The 20,911-nt window shown below is 54.8% G+C and carries 15 protein-coding genes; 7 read left to right on the forward strand and 8 right to left on the reverse strand.

What is annotated here, in order from left to right:
- Window positions 1-47: 47 nt before the first annotated feature.
- Entirely contained in the window at window positions 48-1,427 is a 1,380-nt protein-coding gene (locus F0P93_RS12100; RefSeq protein WP_150876640.1) for a glucuronyl esterase domain-containing protein, read from the forward strand.
- A gap of 96 nt (window positions 1,428-1,523) precedes the next feature.
- Here F0P93_RS12100 and F0P93_RS12105 read toward each other — a convergent pair whose 3' ends face one another.
- Together F0P93_RS12105 and F0P93_RS12110 are read right to left on the reverse strand one after the other, a co-directional pair.
- A complete protein-coding gene (locus F0P93_RS12105; protein WP_150876641.1) occupies window positions 1,524-3,695 on the reverse strand; it encodes a glycoside hydrolase family 20 zincin-like fold domain-containing protein in 2,172 nt (723 codons plus the stop codon).
- A 19-nt stretch (window positions 3,696-3,714) separates the two neighbouring features.
- The gene (locus F0P93_RS12110; protein ID WP_150876642.1) at window positions 3,715-5,742 is read right to left on the reverse strand and encodes an alpha/beta hydrolase domain-containing protein; all 2,028 of its coding nucleotides are present in this window, start codon (window positions 5,740-5,742) and stop codon (window positions 3,715-3,717) included.
- Between the two features lie 259 nt (window positions 5,743-6,001).
- Here F0P93_RS12110 and F0P93_RS12115 point away from each other — a divergent pair, with 259 nt between their 5' ends.
- Window positions 6,002-6,835 (forward strand): peptidoglycan-binding protein, encoded by an 834-nt coding sequence (locus tag F0P93_RS12115; RefSeq protein ID WP_150876643.1) that lies wholly within the window; start codon window positions 6,002-6,004, stop codon window positions 6,833-6,835.
- Between the two features lie 170 nt (window positions 6,836-7,005).
- Here F0P93_RS12115 and F0P93_RS12120 read toward each other — a convergent pair whose 3' ends face one another.
- Both F0P93_RS12120 and F0P93_RS12125 read right to left on the reverse strand, forming a co-directional pair.
- A complete protein-coding gene (locus F0P93_RS12120; RefSeq protein WP_150876644.1) occupies window positions 7,006-8,592 on the reverse strand; it encodes a Na+/H+ antiporter in 1,587 nt (528 codons plus the stop codon).
- 122 nt (window positions 8,593-8,714) lie between these two features.
- On the reverse strand, window positions 8,715-9,326 hold the full coding sequence (locus tag F0P93_RS12125; RefSeq protein ID WP_150876645.1) for an NAD(P)H-dependent oxidoreductase: 612 nt from the start codon (window positions 9,324-9,326) through the stop codon (window positions 8,715-8,717).
- A gap of 96 nt (window positions 9,327-9,422) precedes the next feature.
- Here F0P93_RS12125 and F0P93_RS12130 point away from each other — a divergent pair, with 96 nt between their 5' ends.
- Window positions 9,423-10,325 (forward strand): LysR family transcriptional regulator, encoded by a 903-nt coding sequence (locus F0P93_RS12130; RefSeq protein WP_150876646.1) that lies wholly within the window; start codon window positions 9,423-9,425, stop codon window positions 10,323-10,325.
- Window positions 10,326-10,339: 14 nt separating this feature from the next.
- On the opposite strand, the gene F0P93_RS12135 is transcribed toward F0P93_RS12130, so the two are convergent.
- A complete protein-coding gene (locus F0P93_RS12135; RefSeq protein WP_150876647.1) occupies window positions 10,340-11,734 on the reverse strand; it encodes a TIGR00341 family protein in 1,395 nt (464 codons plus the stop codon).
- 351 nt (window positions 11,735-12,085) lie between these two features.
- Between F0P93_RS12135 and F0P93_RS12140 the strand changes: the two genes are divergently transcribed.
- Both F0P93_RS12140 and F0P93_RS12145 read left to right on the forward strand, forming a co-directional pair.
- Window positions 12,086-13,480, forward strand: a complete 1,395-nt coding sequence (locus F0P93_RS12140; RefSeq protein WP_150876648.1) for a chloride channel protein — start codon at window positions 12,086-12,088, stop codon at window positions 13,478-13,480.
- A 142-nt stretch (window positions 13,481-13,622) separates the two neighbouring features.
- Window positions 13,623-15,341 (forward strand): tetratricopeptide repeat protein, encoded by a 1,719-nt coding sequence (locus F0P93_RS12145; protein WP_150876649.1) that lies wholly within the window; start codon window positions 13,623-13,625, stop codon window positions 15,339-15,341.
- A gap of 353 nt (window positions 15,342-15,694) precedes the next feature.
- On the opposite strand, the gene F0P93_RS12150 is transcribed toward F0P93_RS12145, so the two are convergent.
- A complete protein-coding gene (locus tag F0P93_RS12150) occupies window positions 15,695-16,015 on the reverse strand; it encodes a YbbN family protein (protein ID WP_150876650.1) in 321 nt (106 codons plus the stop codon).
- A gap of 251 nt (window positions 16,016-16,266) precedes the next feature.
- Between F0P93_RS12150 and F0P93_RS12155 the strand changes: the two genes are divergently transcribed.
- The gene (locus F0P93_RS12155) at window positions 16,267-17,484 is read left to right on the forward strand and encodes a PAS domain-containing sensor histidine kinase (RefSeq protein ID WP_150876651.1); all 1,218 of its coding nucleotides are present in this window, start codon (window positions 16,267-16,269) and stop codon (window positions 17,482-17,484) included.
- Entirely contained in the window at window positions 17,462-18,517 is a 1,056-nt protein-coding gene (locus F0P93_RS12160) for a response regulator (protein ID WP_150876652.1), read from the forward strand. Before F0P93_RS12155 ends, F0P93_RS12160 begins: the two co-directional genes overlap by 23 nt.
- Before the next feature lie 17 nt (window positions 18,518-18,534).
- Here the strand turns inward: F0P93_RS12160 and F0P93_RS12165 are convergent, their stop codons facing one another.
- Both F0P93_RS12165 and F0P93_RS12170 read right to left on the reverse strand, forming a co-directional pair.
- Complete coding sequence (locus F0P93_RS12165) at window positions 18,535-19,452, reverse strand: SMP-30/gluconolactonase/LRE family protein (RefSeq protein ID WP_150876653.1); 918 nt, start codon at window positions 19,450-19,452, stop codon at window positions 18,535-18,537.
- Window positions 19,453-19,662: 210 nt separating this feature from the next.
- Window positions 19,663-20,775 (reverse strand): bile acid:sodium symporter family protein, encoded by a 1,113-nt coding sequence (locus F0P93_RS12170; RefSeq protein WP_150876654.1) that lies wholly within the window; start codon window positions 20,773-20,775, stop codon window positions 19,663-19,665.
- Between the last annotated feature and the right edge of the window lie 136 nt (window positions 20,776-20,911).

The raw sequence follows: 20,911 nt of genomic DNA on the forward strand, positions 1-20,911 counted from the left end.
CTCCTTACGTGTTGATTTCCCATTCCTAAAATACCCGCTTTATTCGTATGAAAAACACGGCTTTTCTTCTTTCCTTCTTCGTCCTGACCGGTTTTCAAGCCGTGGCTCAGGAACAAGATTCCACCCGAAAAGCCTTTCTGGCGGCCCAGGCGGTTATTCAAAAGCAATCGGAACAGGATCACAAAAAGATGCTGGAGCAATTGAGGATCACGTCGTTGCGACCCGGCCCATCGGGAAATCCCAACGCGCCGAATGCCGCGAACGTCGATGAGTCACAAGCCACGCCCTACACCAGTTTGCCCGATCCGCTGGTGCTGAAAAATGGCAAAAAGGTAACAACGGCGAAACAATGGTGGCAGCAACGACGCCCGGAAATTGTGGAGGATTTTGACCGGGAAATCTACGGGCGGGTGCCGAAAAATCTTCCGAACGTGACCTGGGAAGTGACCAGCGAATCGAAAGAAATGAACGGTGATTTTCCGGTTATTACGAAAAAACTGCTGGGGCATGTTGACAATTCGTCGCATCCGGCCATCAAGGTCGACATTGAGCTAACGCTTTCAACCCCCGCCAACGCCACCGGCCCGGTTCCGGTCATGATGAGTTACGGTTTCCGGTTTCCAGCCGGTTTCCGACTGCCAACACCTCCCGCAACCACTCCTCCGGCGAAACCCGAACCGACCTGGCAGCAGCAGCTTCTGGCCAAAGGCTGGGGTTACGCGGTTTTGTACCCCACGAGCTACCAGGCCGACAACGGCGCGGGCCTGACGCAGGGCATCATCGGGCTGATGAACAAAGGACAAACGCGCAAACCCGACGATTGGGGTGCCTTGCGGGCCTGGGCCTGGGGAGCCAGCCGCGCCCTGGATTATTTCGAAACCGACAAGGCGGTGGACGCTAAAAAAGTCGGAATCGAAGGGCTTTCGCGTTACGGCAAAGCCACCATCGTCACCATGGCGTACGAACCCCGGCTGGCCATTGCGTTTGTCGGTTCGTCGGGCGAAGGGGGCGTTAAAATTCACCGCCGGAAATTTGGCGAGCAGGTCGAGAATGTCGCTTCTGCGGCCGAATACCACTGGATGGCGGGCAACTTTATCAAATACGCCGGTCCGCTGACGCCCAACGACTTACCCGTCGATGCGCACGAGCTGGTGGCACTCTGCGCTCCTCGACCGGTTTTCATCAGCTCCGGTTCACCCCAGGTAGAAGGCAACTGGGTCGATGCCAAAGGCATGTTTCTGGGGGGCGCTCTGGCCGGGCCGGTTTATAAACTGCTGGGCAAAAAAGATATGGGTACAGTGGAATTTCCGCCCATCGAAACTGCCCTGATCGACGGCGATGTTGCTTTCCGCCAGCACAGCGGAGGACACACCACCGGCCCAAACTGGCCAACGTTCCTGCTTTTTGCGGATCGCTATTTCAAATAATCAAACCCGTTGAACGGTTTCTAACGCCGGATTTTCATCGAAACACCGCGTGATCCCAGGGTTAAAACCGTGGGCTGGTACAATAAAATAGCCCCCTTATTTTTCCGAATGAAACACCGCATGGCTAGCAATTTCAACATCATTGGCCACATCACCCCGGAGCTTCTCCCAGTGAAACCGGAGTGTTTCGTTTTGCTCCCAGGTGGTGCCTTTCTGTTCGGTAAAATGAACCAGCGGCATGTCGTTGTACAACGGGCGTGTGAGGGCCACGACAGCATCCCAATACCGCAAAGCGGCTTCCAGGTGTTTTACGGCCGCCTGTTTATTGCCTTCTCCACCCTGGGTTCGGTACGTTTGCAATGCAACGGCTCCCTTCAGTTTTTCGGCCAAATGGAAACCCAGATTGGCCCAGACCTGCACATCGGCGACTTCATACTGCAATGAACGGTTGGCCGATGTGTTGATGGTTTTCACCAACTGGAGTGCTTTTTGACCATCCTGTTCCAGCATCTGGGCCAGTTTCGGCGGTGTAATTTTTGTAGGTTCAAACCGGCCACCGCCAGCCAAAGTCTTCACATAATCACTGGCCGACACGTAATCCGGGTCGAGAACCGGCTGGCTCAGCAGCCGGTCAGCGGAAATGTAGGCGACATTTTTCTTCGCATCGTGCGCCATCATGCCTTCGCTATACAGCGAAAAATCCCAGGTAAAATCGAACAGCGAAGCCAGCCGCAGCGGGGTGGACGACGCCAGTGCGTAGGCTTCCAGCAAACCGCTCGCCGACGGACCATAGCGCCGGGTGAATTCGGCCTTGAAAACCGCATCCGGGGTAGCGGGGTTATACAAAAGCCGCCCCCAGAGTTTGTAGAACAACCATTGCCGCTCAAACGCGTATTTCCAATCGACCGGGCCACCGGGTTTGGTGAAGTAATCCTTCGCCGGAATGTAGGTTTCCGAACCCAGAAAATAACCGCCCACGTACGACTGCCGGTTGGCGGCCAGGTGCGCCCGGACGAAATCGGGAACGCCCCACCGCAGGCAGAAAAAGTCCTCATTCCGGGCCGTCCAGGTAATTTTATACAGTTTCGGGTCCGGCACAAAATAGGTGTCGTACAGCTTGCCGCCGTGTACTTTCACCAGTTTCGGCGTCGAATGCGCGTGCGACCAGTTGTATTTTAAATCCGCCCAGATCGGCCCTTCGATAAACGGCAATACCCCCTCGGATTCGATGGATTTTCGGGTCAGTTTTTCCGTATCAATACTGGTAATACCGAGTGAGCCGGTTGTGCTGGAAAACGGGATGCGGTGAATCAGTTTCGTTTTCCGACCCGCCAGCCGCATGCCTTCAATAATCGTCGCCTTCATCCAGTTTTCGCGCTGCTGGGGCGTCATACCACCCATCGCTTCGCCCAGTGTCAGGCCAAAACCGGTCAGTTCGGGGTATTCCTGAAGCACCTGCGTGACGCATTCCCGCGTGTAACGTTTGACGATTTCGGACGTATCACCGTCGATAAAATGGTGATGGGTCAGGTTGTTTAAGGCCGGATTGACGTTGTAGGCTTTCGAGAATTCCGGGCTGGTAAAGATGTTAAACGGAATCAGGTACGTATCGATCGCGCGTTCGTGGGCCATCCGAAAAATCGCCCGGAACAGCGTCTGCCACTCCTTCAATTCCTGGTCGTTGAAGGGCGTCGCGGCCGGAAAATTTTTGGGCCGGATCATGAACGGGTACGGATGCAGGTTCCACAGACTCAGCGCATTGAAGCGGTTTTGCACCATCATGTCCAGAAACGCTTTCCAGTAAGTCGTATCCCGGCAGGTTTCGGAATGCAGATCGAGGGCGTAACTGTGGCGGTAGGTATCCCAGGGCAAGTCGAATTTAATGGCCCGAAAGGCAAAGGCCGGGCGTTCATTTTGAGTCTTGATTTGCGGCAAACCGACCCCATTCCGCAAGTCCTCCGCCACCGAAAGACTGCCGTAAATCAGCCCGCGCCCGTCACCACCCGTAATGGAAAGAGTTTTGCCGTTCCGGGAAATACTGTAGGCTTCCGGGCCGAATGTAGCCGCATCCAGTTTTAGCAGGATAGAATACTCGACCGGTTCCGAACCAAGCGTGTAGTGATGTTCCCGCAGTGCCTTTTTCAACTGTTCAGCCGCATAAACCGCCTGGGGCGACGGATTGGCCGTCCGAACGGCCACCCGCTGTGCCAGGCTAAACGGCAGCAATCCGAGCCAGCAGCCGATCAGAGTCAACAGGGAAAATTTCATAGGTTTCGGGGTTAAAACACTAGTTCAAAACGGTACTCTCTTCGGCGGTTTTGACATACTGCTGAACGTCTTCGGCCAGTAAAAGCCGTCGTTTCGCCAGATTCTGAGCCGCTTTCCGGACGGCCTCGACGTAGCCCGCGTGCGTTTGATACCGTTCCTGCAACGACAAGCGTGGATCGTTGGCCGACGCGCGTTCCGCCTTGGTAACTTTAAACGGGATGTATTGCCCTGCCCCTTCGCACCCTTCATTTTCGCCAAAACCGGTTCGTCGCAGCGCCCAACCCGTGGTGGTCGCCACCGGAACCGCAACGGGCGGCAGTCGAATTCCGGCGATTTCATTGCCATCCTGATCCACTTTCGACACAAAATTGGCATACGTCGGTCGATTCGCTACGCTGGGCGGGTAGTTGCCTACACTTCCCTGCGCGAAGGAGGTTATGAAATCAAGCTGGTAGCGCGTGGTGATGAGTCCGGTATACGTCACACCCGGAATCGTCGGCCAGCCCAGATCAGCTTGCGGAATGACCCCGGTTTGCGAACCGGCCCGGGGAATCGCCACCACCGCCGTGCCGTTCGAGCGCCGGGGCACTTCACTGTCGGGCGGTTTTATCCCCTTCGTCACCCAATCGTCGAGCGCCATGAACAGTGCCCGCAGCAGCGGTTCGGCATTGGTTGGGTTCTGGACTTGCTGGCAGATGCCGCCGGTCGTGGCGTTTCCGGTGCCGTGCTGCGCACCCGAAACCAGAAAAAACCGCACATTTTCGGGATCGGGCAAATCATTTCCCTGCAAATCCGTGTGCAGTAACGAAGCGGCTTTTACCCAATATTCGTTGGCAGAATTGATCTCGAAGACTTTTGAACAGGTGTTGTTCACGGAACAGGCTGCCAGCCGACCAGCGGTTTTTCCGGTGAACGGGTCGGTCAAAACCGGGTAGGCAAACGGAAAAACCGCTTCCGGATACAAGTGATTCTGGCGGTTGCGCTCGGTGCGGGAAGGTTGGGCAAAGCGCACATTCAGGCCAATGCCGCTGCCGCCCCCGAGCCAGTTTTCCATGCCATCGATGACACGCCGGTTTTGCTCATCGGCATTGAAACCGAGCGTTTGGAAGTCGTTGAGATACCGGGCGGGTTGCGATAATGTATACGAAAAAGTGAACTGCACGTCGTCGGCCAGCGGATTCGGGTTGCCAAAATCGTCGGCTTTGGCGTAGCGCAGGAACGAAACGAAATCCCGCGTGGCCGCAAAGCCGATGCCGGCCACAATCGGGTCGCGGGCGGTGTAGGCAAACTCATAAATGGCACTCTGCCGAAAAACCGTTCCTTCGGGGACTAACCGAATCGTACGCTCGTTGGTGTATTCCCACCTGTCGGCGGGAATTACCGTTGGCGTGTCCGACAAACGGTCGCGCACAGTCAGCGTTGCCCGGGATTTGTCCAGACTGGCCGCCGGATACGCCAGCGCATACCGGGTCGACGTGGCATTGTCGAACGAAATGTATTCGTAGGAAGGGCCGGTGATGGGAGTTCCATCCGCCTGATTCACAACAGGAACGGTAATGGTCAGGTTGTTATTGGCAGAGGCCGCGGAAGGGTCCCAGCCGTTCCAGGCCAGGGTGTAGCCCCGGTTCATCAGGAAAGCGTCACCGGCCTCATCGGCTGTTGTCGGGTCGTTACCACCCCGGCTGTTGTTCAAGCCCCCGAACAGTTTCGCCCCCCGGTTGTTGACTTCCAGAAAAAGTTTGTGAGTACCGGTTTTCAGGTTGACCGGTTTCAGGATGTAAATATCCATCGCGTATTCCACCATTCCTTTGGCGTTGCGCGGGGCCAGCCGGATGTCGGTGATAACGGCATTAGGCGGGTGGTTCGGATCCAGTTGGCCGTAGGCTTTTCCCCGAAGTTTTTCGTAGGTTCCCACCGGTCCAAACACCCGCCCTTCGAACGCGGGCGACTGGCGGCTGGTGATTTCGATGCGGACAATCCGGGCCTGAAGGGGCAAGGCATGGACTACCAGCAGCAACAGAAGGAATCGATTCAGGCGAAGTCGCACGGCGGAAGGAGGTTACGGTTAACGACAAAGTAAAGACGCCATCGACCGGATCATACCCACGGATTCGCTTGCCGCGCGTGAATTAACGGCAATTCTTTTTTCCGGACCAAACCCGCCAACCGAAAGCCGTCTTTCGATCCGTCGGGAGGGCTTTTAAAACTCGTCAGACGGCCTCCCTCTTTTGTGTGAACGGTTTTCCATTGCTCTGAAAATGAGCGAACTTGGACACATTTCCACAAGTTTCTAAACCTTCCCCTTCATGCAACCATTACAGCTCAACTCCTCCGGCGCAGACGTCGTCCGGCTCCAGGAAAAACTGAAAGCCCTGGGTTTCAACCCCGGCAAAATCGACGGCGATTTCGGGACCGGCACCGAAGCTGCCGTTATCGCGTTTCAGCGGAGCGAAGGATTACTGGCCGATGGCATCGTTGGTCTCAAAACCCTGCGGGCACTCGGTTTTGAACCCACACCCGAAGCCGTGGCCGCCGACTCCGTGCTGCCGCAGATCACCGTGGGCGTGGTGTCCCGGATGTTTCCGCTTACCCCCCTCGACAACATCAAAAAGCACCTCCCCTTCGTGCTTGACGCCCTGAAAAAGCAGGACCTCACCGACCGCAACATGGTGCTCATGGCTCTATCGACCATTCGGGCCGAAACCGCCAGTTTCAAACCCATCGACGAAGGCAAATCGCGCTTCAACACATCGCCGGGCGGAAAACCGTTCGACCTGTACGACAACCGGCGGGATTTGGGCAATCAGGGGCCGCCCGACGGCGACCGGTTCAAGGGCCGGGGCTTCATCCAGCTCACCGGCCGCAGCAACTACCAGTCGATTGGAAGAGAGCTGGGTGTCGATCTAATCGGAAATCCGGCGCTGGCCAACAAACCCGACGTAGCAGCGGCCATTCTGGCGCTTTTCCTGAAACGGAAAGAACGACAAATCAAGGAAGCACTGCTCGAAAACGATCTTAGGCAGGCGCGTAAACTCGTCAACGGCGGGAGCCACGGACTGGCGGAATTTACGGCGGCCTTCCGCATCGGTGAGAGCCTTTTGCCGGTAAAACCGGTGCAACTGGTTGTGTCGGTAACTTAAAACTGGCGCTGTCGCGTGCCTTACGGCACGCTGCGGACAGAGGAGAAAACTACTTTCTACCGACGCTACGCTGTTAAGCTCCTAACGAATCAGAGGTCGGATAGCACTTCGGCTAATGCTCTGCTGTTGAGCCCTTAACGGGACAAAGAGCGGATTGAAAACGGATGTCGTTACCGAATCGCGTGATTGCTTTTCTCCTCTTCCAGATCGAGCTGCGCTTCTATTTTCCGGATCACGTCCACGTCGAACTCTTCCTGGTGCCGGAGCCGCTCCAGTTCCTGGCGCTTGATGCGGTGCAAACGGGCCAGGGCGTCGTTGTAGTCAGTCAGCAACGGGTCGTCGCGGTCGGAAGAAACGTATTGATTCAGGAGTAAACCGCTTTCCAGCCGGTTTTTCAAATTGACCAGCAGGTGGTTGTCCGCGATGGTATACTGTTGTGTTAGTTCCCGCAATGCCGCTTCATGCAACTGGCGGTTGATGGTGGCTTCCTGTTTTTCTTCGGCCAGGCGCGGAATCAGTTCTTTCGGATGAACCCAGCGGATGACCAGCGGCAACGTCAGTCCCTGCAACACCAGCGTCACCAGAATCACCACGAACGTAATGAACAAAATCAGGGATCGCTCGGGAAATGGGCCACCCGAGGGCAGGGTTAACGGAATGGAGAGGGCGGCTGCCAGCGAAACGACGCCCCGCATGCCCGCCCACCCCAGCACGACGGGGCCCCGCCAACCCACATTCCGAACCGCAACGGGAATAAACCGCCCTACGATTTCGGTAAATACCATGGCAAACTGCGCAAACACCAGCCGAACGACGATAACCAGGGCCGATATGGCCAGACCGTAGCCAATTGCATCCGCCAGCGAATGGCCATCCAGCTCTTTTACCACCACGGACAATTCCAGGCCAATCAACACAAACACCAGCCCGTTGATGATAAAAATGACGGTGGCCCACATCGCCAGCCCCTGCACCCGCTCCGTGTGGTTGAGCAGCCGCGAGCTGTGGTTTGACAGAAACAGCCCTCCGCTCACAACCGCAATGACTCCTGAGTAATGAAACTGCTCCGCGGTCAGGTACATGATGTAAGGTGCAATGAACGTCAGCAGGATCGTGATTCGGGGCTGAATGGATAACCAGCGGTGGATTGCGTAAAATACACCCGCCACCGCCAGGCCGATCACCGCGCCCATGACCGTCACCATAACGAAATTCAGGCCGACCTCCTGCCAGACGAAGGTTCCCGAAATAACCGTTGCCATGGCAAACCGGAAAACCACCAGGCTGGACGCATCATTAATCAGGCTTTCGCCTTCCAGAATGCTCAGGGTACTTTTGGGAACGTTGACGCCTTTCAGCACCGACGTCGCGGCCACGGCATCCGGGGGAGAGATAATACCGCCCAGTAAAAAGCCCAACGCCAGCGTAAAACCGGGAATGAGGGCGGTTGAGGCATAGGCCACTGCCGTGGCCGTCAGCACAACCAGCCCGAAGGCCAGCACCAGCACGATCCGTCGCCAGCGCCAGAGTTCGCGCCAGGACATGAACCAGGCGGCTTCGTAGAGCAAGGGGGGCAGAAATACCAGAAAGATCAGGTCCGGTTCAATGGTCAGCGTCGGCACACCCGGAATCAGGCTGGTCAACAGACCGCCCATTACCAGAAAAATGGGTGTAGGAATCCGCAGCCGTTGCGCCAGGGTAGCGAGCAGGGCCATGCCCAGCAATAAAGTCAGTCCGAGGAAAACCAGATCACGCATGGGGAATGAGTTAGTCGAATGGGCGGGGAGACACCCAAAGTCGGTGTCCACAAATTACGCCGTCCTGATCGATCTTCCAAGCGACTCAACCCGTCTTCCGGTCGGTTTGCGCAAAAACCGCCTTAAGCAGCCACCACGGAATCGCTCAACAGCACCCGCTCCAGATGGGCTAAATACCGGTGGCGATCCCGTTCGATGTTCGCATTCTTTTCCACGTCGTGAAAGTGCAGCCCTTCCAGCGGCTCCATCCCCGTGAAAGCATTCATCCGATGAAAACCAAACATAACACCTTCATCGACACTTTTTTGATTGAAAAACTCGCCGGGCAGCGTGAAGGCTTCCTCCGGCGCATTCCAGCTCGTGGTGAGCATATACTGCCGCCCCTGAAGCGTTCCGCCCGTGCCGTAGTTGATGGCTGGATTTTTCCGCGAACGACCGTCGCTGACGTAAATGCCCTGCTGGTGACCCGCCGTAAACACGACGTCGATGTACTCCTTCAGCCGGTGGGGGACCTGAAACCACCAGACCGGCGTGTGGTAAATCACCACATCCGCCCAGACGTATTTTTTCACTTCTTCAACCGGGTCGTAATCCTCGTTGACGTTGGTCACTTTTACGGCAAAATCAGGATGCTGACGCAGAAAATCGACGGTCCAGCCCGTCAGCGTCTGGTTGAATGCCCCGCCCGAATGAGCAAATTTTTGACCGCCATTGATCACAAATATATTCTTCATGGGTGTTTTTCGTTTATGTCGATGCAAAAGTAATGGCCCTACCAGTATCATAAAAATAAGTTAAATAGTAGCTTTGCATCATAAAACTGATAGATCATGATTGCCAATCTGGAATGGTTTCGGACGTTCAAGGCCATCTGCGAAACCGGCTCGCTGACCGCAGCGGCCCAGGCCCTGTATATTTCACAACCGGGCGTCAGCCTGCACCTGAATTCGCTGGAAGCCCACACGGGCTACAAACTCTTCGACCGGGCAGCCCGGAAAATGGTGCCGACGGAACGCGGAAAAGTCATGTATAATTTCATTCTGGAGCCCATCAGCAAGCTCGAAGCCGCCGAACAGCAGTTTCACAAAAGCTCCAGAACCGGCAGGGCAACCATCAGCATCGGCATGTGCTTCGAGACGTTTCAATTTACGCTGGAACCGCACATCGCCACGTTGCCGTTCAACGTCATCATCAAGTTTGGGGAATACACCGAAATGCAGCACGATCTGGACAAAGGCTTGCTGGATCTGATCATTACACCCCAGAAAGGCACGCAAACCAACCTCACGTACCAGCCGTTTTCAAAAGAGCGGATTGTGCTGATCGGGGGTGCGCGGTCGCAAACCGCCGAACTGGACTCATTGCTGAAACAGAAAAAGTTTGGCGAAGCCGAGGTCTGGTTGAAACAGCAGGTCTGGTACAGCACAGCCGCCGACATGGATCATCTCAGGCGGTTCTGGCACCTGAATTTCAACCGTCACCCGGATTTCAAGCCCAACTACATTGTGCCAAACATCTGTTCCATTGTGCGGTGTCTGAGCGACCGGGAGGGCTTTTCGATCATTCCGGATTTTCTGTGCCGGGACGAGATGGATCGGGGGCTGGTGAAACTGGTTTGGGAAGGAACGAACGTCATTGAAAACACGCTGTATTTTGGCACCCGAAAGAAGACCATCTATACCGACGAAATCAGCCGGATTCAGCAGATTTTTGAGAAGAATGCGGTTATCTGACGTCTGTCCGAAAGCTATTCCACAATCAACTTGATCTTCCGGCTCTTGGTGCGGCTGCGCAGCCAGTTTTCGATGCGCTTTTTTTCGGCGGGCCGGTGTCGGCGGCTAAATTTGGCGTAAACCAGTAAAACCGTATCCGGGCGGTTGCCGGTGCGGCTCATGACAAGCGACCGGGCGGCTGTGAACGTCTGCACGTCGGGCATGAGGGTTTTGAGTTCGTCGCGCAAATCGGCCACCGGCAAATGGGCCGATTGCGTGGCTTCAATGTAATTCCGGAGCGAATCGATCGTCTGGTCTTTGCGGGCAATCGACCCCTGGCTGTATTTGATGATCTGATCGGTGACGGTAGACGTAATGGTGTTGACATCAACTTCCGCATCTTTCAAAGCTCCCTGTCTGATGATCAGGGACGTATTTCCCAACCCGTAGGCTGGCAACTTGGCTTTCAGGAGCTGAATCGAGTCGGGTGGCAGCGGTTCTCCCACCACCATGAGCTCGATACGGCTTCCATCCGGCTGGTAACGCGCTGTGTAATTGACCACCTGTCGATACTGAAAATTGCCCTCATTGGTCACAAACCGCTTGGCCGACTGCTCGAAGATGGTTTTCCGAACAATCTGGTAGCCCAGGTACGTGCTGGGAACGAGCACCACCAGCACAGCCGCCAGAATGGTGTTTTTAACCCGTCGTTCGATGGCCGCGCTGGGGTATTCTTTCTGGTTATACCCCAAAAGCCGAACGATCAGAAACGTCGCCAGGCTGATGCAAACGCCGTTGATCAGGAACATGTAAAAGGCCCGAACGAAATACGACAGATTCCCGTGAGCGATCCCGTAACCAGCCGTGCACAAGGGCGGCATTAAAGCCGTAGCAATGGCCACACCCAGAATTACGTTGCTGACTTTATCCCGGCGCGAACCTGCGACAATTCCCGCCAGGCCACCCAGAAAAGCGATAATGGCATCCCAGATGGTGGGCGAGGTCCGAGCCAGCAATTCGGATTGGGCCACCTGCAACGGGCTGATCAGAAAGTACAGCGAGGACGTAATGAGGCTAATGATGGCAGCAATGGACAGGTTCTTGAACGCTCGTTTGATCAAATCCAGGTCGTTGATGCCCACGCCCAACCCAATGCCCATAATCGGACCCATCAGGGGAGAGATCAACATGGCTCCAAAAAGAAACGAGAGGGAGTTAACATCCAACCCGATGGAAGCAATCAGAATAGCAAAAATAAGTGCCCACAGATTGGTGCCCCGGAATTCTATTCCCCGGCTGATGGCCTGAATGATTTCATTTTCGTCCGCTTTATCCTCATCCAGACTGAACCGGTCACGGATGAAATGGCGGATGGTATCCCAGGTCGAACTTCGTTCTTTTCGGGCTTGATTCCGCTCTTCGGTTAACATAACGTCGGTAGGTTTAGGAGCTAATCTGATGCTTTCCGGTTTTCTCAATAAGAAGATGACACCAGAACCGGGTTGAATCTATTTTAAAAAACGCAATTTTTATTCCAAAAAACCGGGTTCTAAGCAAAATCTAATCCGGTATTAAGGTCTGCCTAATCGGTGTTCGACAGCTTTGGCGGTCATCACCAGCCCACCGTTTCGGGTCGTAGATCAAAAAAAACAGGTTGGTAAACCGCTTTCAGCAACGCATCAGGACTTGGCCCAATGAATAACTTATTGGATTGGAAAGCGTTTAAAATTCGTTCTTTTTCAAGCTTTATTAAAAAGACCGTCGGAACGTTTCTATTGTTGATGAAAAACCAGCCCTCGTTGTACCAGAAGCTATTAACCCGTTTCGACAACCGTTTTGTCCGATCCATTTACAGCGAGCGCGTCCGCCGGACCACGCTGCAATCCATTCCGTTCTGGATTGCCTCACTTCTGACGGGCCTGGTGACGGTGGGGTACGAACGCTTGTTTGCCTGGTCAGAAGCCACCTTTCAAACCTGGTTTCAGCGGATTCCGGCCTGGGCTTTCCTGCTCACGCCACTCTGCTTTTTGCTTTCCTGGGCGCTGGTTCGGGTGCTGGCTCCGGCCGCCCGTGGGAGCGGCATTCCGCAACTCATGGCGGCCATCGACCTGGCTACGCCCGCCCATCACACCAAAATTTCGTATCTGCTGAGCCTTCGGATTGCCGTCGTCAAAATCCTGAGCAGCGGGATTCTGCTGCTCGGCGGGGGAGCCATCGGCCGCGAAGGCCCCACGATTCAGATTTCGGCCTCACTCTTTCAACTCATCAACCGCCTGCAACCCCGGGGCTGGCCGCAGCTATCCCGCCAAATTGTGCTCGTCACCGGCGGAGCCGCCGGGCTGGCGGCCGCGTTCAACACCCCGCTGGGCGGTATCGTGTTTGTGGTGGAAGAACTGACGCACACGCACATCACGCTCTACCGAACCGCCGTTTTTACCGCCGTCATCATTGCCGGGATGACGGCGCAGGCCCTGCTGGGTTCCTATCTGTACCTCGGCTATCCCGCCATTCCCACCACCGGCCTGTCTTTTCTGGGCGTGGCCTTTGTCACAGCGCTCATCGCCGGGCTGGCCGGTGCGCTCTTTGGCAAACTGCTGGTGCAAATTAACCAATACCGGAAAACCTGGAAAACCGTGCCGCAGCAGGTGATTTGGGTCATCGGTTGCGGCCTCCTGTTTGCGGCCCTGATCTACTGGGGTGGCATCGATGCCGCCGGAACCGGCAAACCGCTCATCAATCACCTGCTGTTTCACCACCCCGGCGAAGTGCCCTGGTACGTGTTTCCGGCCCGGATCATGGGCATGGTTTTGAGCTACAGCAGCGGAGGTGCCGGGGGAATTTTTGCCACCTCATTGAGCGCCGGAGCCATTTTAGGCGAACTGATCGCGCACGTCTTAACGATTGACCAGCAGGAAACTACCGTTGTGGTGCTGGTCGGGATGGTGAGTTTTCTGACCGGCGTAGTGCGTTCGCCGTTTACGGCGGCCATTCTGGTGCTGGAAATGACCGACCGCCATTCCGCCATTTTCCCGCTGCTGCTCGGCGGCATGACCGCGCAATTGGTGGCCTCGCTGGTGGATCCGCACTCCATGTATGAACACCTGAAAAAAGGTTTTCTGGCCGAAACCCACCAGGCTATGCCCAACGAACCGGCTGCGACACCGAAAGCAACCTGAGGGTTTTCCGGCCACAGATGTCCGCAGGCTCTAAGGCAATTCTAAGGTTTTATTAAGCCCGTTCTTAGCTTTCTCATGCAATTTGCAGTCCATCCCACCGGGATTTTCCCGGTGAAATGCATCCACGCAAACGCTCAACACCATGAAAAAGCACATCCTATTCTCGTTGATCGGGACGCTTCTGGCGGGCCGTACGGCGGTAGCCCAATCCGCCGATGCCACGATCCAGCAGGCCATCACCCACTTCCAGTCCGACCGGCCCCAGCAGGCGGGTCAGCTCTACCGGCAGGCCGTGTCCAGCCAGCCTTCTCCCGACTCCTATTTCTTTCTGGGCCGGTATTACCTGCAAACTAATCAGCCCGATTCGGCCCAACTGGCTTTCCAGAAAGGAGCCGGTCTCGATAAAAAGAATTACCTGAATAAAATCGGACTGGGGGGCGTGGCGCTGTTGCGCGGACAAGCCGACGAAGCCAAAACGATCTGGGCGGAAGTGGAGAAAAAAGCCAAACGCAAACACCCCGACTGGCTCCACCGCCTGGCCGAAATGAATATTCTCATCGACAAAAACCGGAACCCCGACGAAGCCCTGCGCTTGATCGACAAGGTATTATCCAACGAAAAAGTGGAGAAAAAAGCCGGGTATTATGTCGTGAAAGGTGACGCGCTGCGCCTGAAAAACCAGGGTGGTGAAGCGGTGTCGGCCTACGAATCGGCTTTGCAGCTCGACGCTCAGCAACCGGACGTCCTGACGAACATCGGTTATATTTTCAAAGGGTCGAAAAACTACAACACCGCGCGTGATTATTTCGTCAAAGCCCTCGGCGTCGATTCGACGTTTACGCCAGCCTATGAAAACCTGGGCGATCTCTATTCCCTGAGCCGCAATTACCGGTCGTCGGCCTACAACTACAAAAAAATGGTGGACAACTCGGAATCGTCTGATTCCACCATCCTGCGCTACACGAAGCTGGCTTTTCTGAGCGAAGATTATAAGAATATGATGGACTACCTGGCCAAAATCAAAGACCAGTCGCTCCTGAAAAACAGCAACGCCGTCCGGCGCATGTATGCCTACGCCTACGTGACGGACGACTACAAAAAGTATGACGAAGCCCTGGAACTGATGCAACAGGTGTTGAAAGACTCGAAAGAAGAAGACCAGTTTACAATGGACTACGCGGCTCTGGGCCGGGCCTATGCCAACCGCGCCGACACGACAACCGTCAGTGATTCGCTGGCACTGGTGTTTTTGAACAAAGCCACGGCGGACACGTCCAAAAACTACTTCGACGAAATCGCCCTGATTCAGTATAAAGACCTCAAAAACTACGGCGAGGCCGCCCGGGCCTACGAACAGGGCGTCCAGTGGAAGCAGCAACACAACCAGCGCGTGGTGGGTCAGGATTATTACAACGTGGGCCGGAGTGCGTATTTCGGGTTTTCCATCAACAAAGACAGCACGCTGCTGCCGAAAGCCGACTCGGCTTTTGCCAAACTGACTGAGGTCAATCCCACCTACGACCGGGGTCCCTTCTGGCGGGCGCGGGTCAATCGGTATATGAAAGACGACAGCGCCGGTCTGCGGGCCATTACGTATTACCAGGCTTTTCTGGAAAGTGCCGATTCGTCCAAGGTGTCGAAGAAAGACCTGATTGAAGCCAACAGCTTTATCGGCTATCAGTATTACCGCGAAAAAGACATCGCCCAGGCGGTTCCGTATCTGCAAAAGACGCTGGAACTGGACCCCGCCAACAAGAACGTTCAGCAACTGCTGGACTACATCGATAAGCGGGACCTGGTGGCGGATACCAAAAAAGAAGCGGAAAAACCGGAAGCCACGGACACGGACGACAATAACTAGTTGAGTACGTTTGAGTAAGATGGTAAATGGGAACCCTGCCGGGGCGGTTCAGACCCCTGGCAGGGTTTTGTTTTCCCATCACACGCTTTCAGGGTACGTTTCCGAACAGCTAAGTCAGAATTACACGGCACTTTATTTACGCTTACTAGATTGCAATGATTTAGGAGTTGTTTGAATGAAGGCCGGAGACCTGTCCTGTCAATCGCATCCATCCGCTCGTGGTAGCTCCGGAGGAGCGGCCTGAAGATGTTTTTTGACCGCTCCTCCGGAGCTACCACGAGCGGATGAATGCGATTGACTATTGACAGACCGCCCTTCCAGGGCTCTCCCCACTTAACTCAACCAGCTTGTTACTACTTTTCCTCTTCCTGGAGTTGCACCGACAGAGTGCGAATCAACTCCCGGGCGTCCATCAGCCCGTTGTGCCGCCAGATCTCGATGCCCTGTTTCAGCAAAATGAACGATGGCAACTGGTGAACCCCGAAGCTTCTGACCACTTCAGGATGAACGACCTGATCAACGCGGGTGATCCGAATGTGATCGCCCAACACCGCCCCGACCCGGTCCAGCAACTGATTGACCGAATCCTGCTGCGACCCGGAATTAGGGACAAACACCAGCAGAACCACGGTTTTGGCGGGAACGATCAGGGGCCGAAAAAGGGTAGAGTTCATAAATTCTAATCATGGGTTACGGTTCAAAGTTTACGGTTTACGTTACTTAAGCGGCCTATGCGGGCCAACTATCAACCCGGAAATCATAAACTCTAAACAGACTACCCAAAATTGCCGCTTTGCCGCCCCAACGACCATGAGATAGGTTGGTTCCCGAACTGATTTTTGTCAGGTAGCGGCTTGTTTTTCCCGCTTAACTTGCATCCAATCCCGCTAGACGCTCTTTTGTTGCCAGTTTCCGGACAAACCGCATGATTACCGATATATTTTCTGCCGTTTTTGCCAACGCCACCATCGGCATTATTCTCTCCGACAGCCGGGGCCGGATGCTTTCGGTAAGTCACTATGCGCTGAAACTGTTTGGGTATTCGGAAGCCGAAATGGTGGGGCAACCCATCGAATTGCTCGTTCCCGACTCGCTGGTTCACCTCCACCAAAACCTCCGGAAGTCGTTTAATGTCCGGCCGGAAGTACGCCCGATGGGCCACGGCCGGGATCTGCACGTCAAACGCAAGGACGGTTCGCTGTTTCCGGCCGAAATCAGCCTGAGTTATTTTTACCGGGAAAGTGAGCTGTATGTAGTTGCCTACATCATCGATACGACCTACAAAAAAGAAGCGGAGCAGGTGCTCATCGAACAGAAAAACCGCATCGAACAACTGAACGCCGAACTGGAACAGAAAGTAGCCGACCGGACCAACGCCCTCATGGTGACACTGCACCAGTTGGAATTGTCGAAAGACGAGCTTTCAAAAGCCCTGACCACCGAGCGCGAACTGGGCGAACTCAAATCCCGCTTCGTGTCGATGGCATCGCACGAATTCCGAACGCCCCTGAGCGCGATCCAGACGTCGGCCGATTTGCTGAATAAATACACGACAACGGAGCAGCAGGACAAACGAAACCGCCACATCCAGCGCATCAAGGCATCAGTGAATCACCTCAACGACATTCTGGAAGAATTTCTGTCGGTTGGCAAACTGGAAGAAGGAAAAATCGAAGCGTCTTACGCTCTGTTCGACCTGGATGAGCTGGTAACCAGCGTGATAGCGGATGTGCAGGGCCTGTTAAAACCCGGTCAAACCATTCAAACCGAGCCGGATTGTGTCGGAAACGTGTGGCTGGATCCGTCGCTGGTTCGCAAAATGCTGGCCAATCTGCTGTCGAATGCCATTAAATATTCCGGAGAGAATAAACCGATCCGGGTTCGTTTCCGGTGCCGCGACGGTCGGGTTCGCCTGTCGATCGAGGATCAGGGCATCGGCATGTCGGCCGACGATCAGAAGCATTTGTTCGAACGGTTTTACCGCGCCAAAAACGTCACGGCGATTCAGGGAACGGGTTTGGGATTACACATTGTCGCGCAGTATCTGACCCTACTGAACGGCACCATCGACTTCCAGAGCCAGCTTAACCAGGGAACCACCGTAACCATTTCGTTCAGTCATGAAGACGATTCTGCTCATTGAAGATAACAGTCACATTCGGGAAAATACCGCCGAAATTCTGGAACTCGCCAACTACCACGTTCTGACGGCCGAAAACGGCAAGATCGGCGTGGAGAAAGCACTCGAAACCCGGCCCGATCTGGTGATTTGCGACATCATGATGCCCATTCTGGACGGCTACGGCGTGCTGCACATTTTCAACAAAAACCCGGTTCTGTCGGGCATTCCGTTCATTTTCCTGACCGCCAAAACCGAGCGTTCCGACTTCCGCCGGGGCATGGAAATGGGCGCCGATGATTACCTGACCAAACCGTTCGATGAAATTGAATTGCTGAACGCGGTGGAAGGGCGGTTGAAACGCTTCGACCAGATGCGACCGGCCTACGAATCGACCAAAGACGGTCTGGTTCAATTTCTGGACGATGCCCAGACGCTGACCGGCATCGATTCGCTGACCGTGGACCGGAAAGGGCATTTGATCCGCAAAAAGCAGTTTGTGTATTCGGAAGGCGACGAACCGATGCGGTTGTACTTTGTGCAGAGTGGCCGGGTGAAAACCTACAAAACCAACCCGGATGGCAAGGAATTTATTACGGGATTGTACCAGACGGGCGACTTTTTCGGGTATGTGAGCCTGCTGGAGCAAACCGATCACACAGATTCGGCGGTGGCCCTGGAAGATTCCGAACTGGTGTACATTCCGAAGGAAATCTTCATCGATCTCCTTTCGCGCGACGGGGAAGTGGCCCGGAGTTTTGTGCAGTTGCTGGCCAACCGGGTGACCGAGCGCGAACAACAACTGCTGGAAATGGCCTACGATTCGCTGCGCCGACGGGTGGCCGACACGCTCCTAAGGCTCCACCAGAATTTACAAAACCACGAAAGTGAGCCGGTGATTCAGTTTTCCCGTGATGACCTGGCCGCCATGGTCGGCACCGCCACCGAATCACTGATCCGCACCCTGAGCGAGTTTAAAAGCGACGGACTCATCGACATCAGCGGAACCAGCATCCGCGTGCTCCAGCCCGAAAAGCTGAAGCGGTCGCGCTGGTAAAACCGCCGAAAAACCGGTTATTTCTTCCGCATGGCCCATTCCCGGCCCGGTTTATCGACCCGGAAGCTTTCCAGATTGCCCTGGTCCTGCAGCGTAACGTAGGCCGTGCGGCCGTCTTTTCCACCGAAACAGATGTTCGTGGGGCGTTTACCCACCAAGGTGATTTCCTGAATCACCTTGCCGCTCGGGGCCACCTTGGCAATGGTCCCTTTACCAAATCGGGTGAGGTAGAGATTGCCGTCGGCGTCGCAGCGCATACCGTCCATGCCGAAGTCCGGAAACTCGATCAGCAGGCGTTTGTTGCTGATCTTCCCATCGGCGGACAGGTCGTAAATCCAGACTTTCCGCTGGTTCGACTCGTTGACGTACAGGTGTTTGTCATCCGGACTTACTTCAACGCCGTTGGTGGTACCCATGTTTTCTTCGAGCAACGTCACCTTGCCGTCGGTATCAATGCGCCAGAGGTTGCCGGTATTGTTTTTCCAGCTTGGGTCACTCGCATACAAGCGGTCTTTGCCGTCGATGGCGATGTCGTTGGGCTGGTTCATGCGCGGTTCGTGGGCAAAAACGCTCAGGTTTTTTGTGCCTGCGGCCACTTTCAGAATGTTGTGTTTGGGATAATCGGCAATGAACATATCGCCTTTTTTGTTGAACCGGATGCCGTTGCCAATGCTGCCTTCGGGCAGTTCGATAAACACGCTGGCGTCACCCGTTGACGTCACCTGCCCGATCGTGCCCTGTTTGCCAAAGTTGACGGCGTAAACCGTTCCCGATTTATCCACTGCCGGACCTTCGACGCCGGACGTAAACCCGTTGACGGGCGTAAAAACCGTCGATTTGAATAATTCCTCAGCGGTATTCGGCATGGCTGAAATCAGAAGTAAACCCGCGCCAGTCAGCGCGGCAACAACGAGTGATATTTTTTTGAAGGGCATTCGATTCATTTTGAAAGTTATTGATTCAAGGTTTATAATCCCCACAGCGTCATTTGGCTCCGGAGGAGCGGCCTGTGAATAGAAAAATAACCAGACAAAAACGTCAAGCCCCAGCGGGGCGACCTCGTATTTTATGTTGAATAAGCTCCACCGGAGCTTATTCAGACCCAAAAAATGAATTTCTATTAACAGAAAACTCCTCCGGGGTGACTACAAACTCCGGTGGCCGTGCACCACTTCCTGCGGAGCATCGCGTTCTTCTTTTGGCATCCGGCGGTGCCACCACGACGCCAGAATGGAACCGGTAATGTTCATCAGCGGGCCAAAAATAGCCGGAGCCAAACCAACGGTGGCCATTTTCCCCATCTGGTTGGCAATCCCCGACGCCAGACCGCCGTTTTGCATCCCGACCTCGATGGCGATGGTTCGGCAGTCGCGCTCGCTCATGCGGAACAACCGGCCCGACCAGTAGCCCAGAAAATAACCGGACAAATTGTGAATCAGAACCAGTCCCAGCAGAATGGGGCCGATCGACAGCAGGCTGTTGCGACCCGCCGAGGTAATGATCACAATGATAAACGTGATGCCAAACATCGACACATACGGCATGGCATCGTCCAGCCATTTGGCTTTCCCGCTCAAAAACTTGTTGAACAGCAAGCCCGCACCAATCGGCAGAATTACCATTTTCGTAATGTCCCACATCATCGCCAGCGTGTCGATTTCGACGAAAGCACCCGCCAGCGTCCGCATCAGCAGGGGCGTTACGAAGGGAGCCAGCATGGTGGAAATGGCCGTAATCGTGATCGACAACGCCAGATTGGCTTTGGCTAAATACGAGATCACGTTGGAAGCCATGCCGTTGGGCGAGCAGCCGATCAGGATGATACCGGCGGCAATTTCGGGCGGCAAACCGCTGATACTCGCCAGCGTGTAACCGATGGTCGGCATGATGATGAAGTGGCTAACGACGCCGATCAACACCCCGCGCGGCATTTTGACCACGCCGACAAAATCATCGAGACTCATCGACGTTCCCATTCCAAACATGATGAGCTGGATCAGGGGCGTAATTAACGTACTGAATTTAAAGCCGTTGTAGGAAACAAAATACGTGGGATAAAACAAGGCCGTGGTGACGGCGGCAAAAATCATAACCGTATAGGAAAACCCCTTCAGGTTTTCGAACCCCCGAAACCCGATGGCGACCGCGAGAAAGAAAGCAATCAGAAACGGCCCCGCCAGCGGAAGATTTCCGCTGACCATCAACCCCAGTGCTACCAGCAGGCAGACGCCCGCCAGACCCAAAATCAGTTTATGCATGATACTATTTTCAGAAGGTTTAGGAATTACCCCCAAATATAACAGTATTCGGTATTCGGTTTACGGTTTTCTGTTTCCGGTGGGCTGACGCGTTTCTGATAGCGCATTTAGGCTAACTCCGCTGATCAAGATTTGC

It is taken from the genome of Larkinella humicola (genome assembly GCF_008727875.1).
Taxonomy (GTDB): Bacteria; Bacteroidota; Bacteroidia; order Cytophagales; family Spirosomataceae; genus Larkinella; species Larkinella humicola.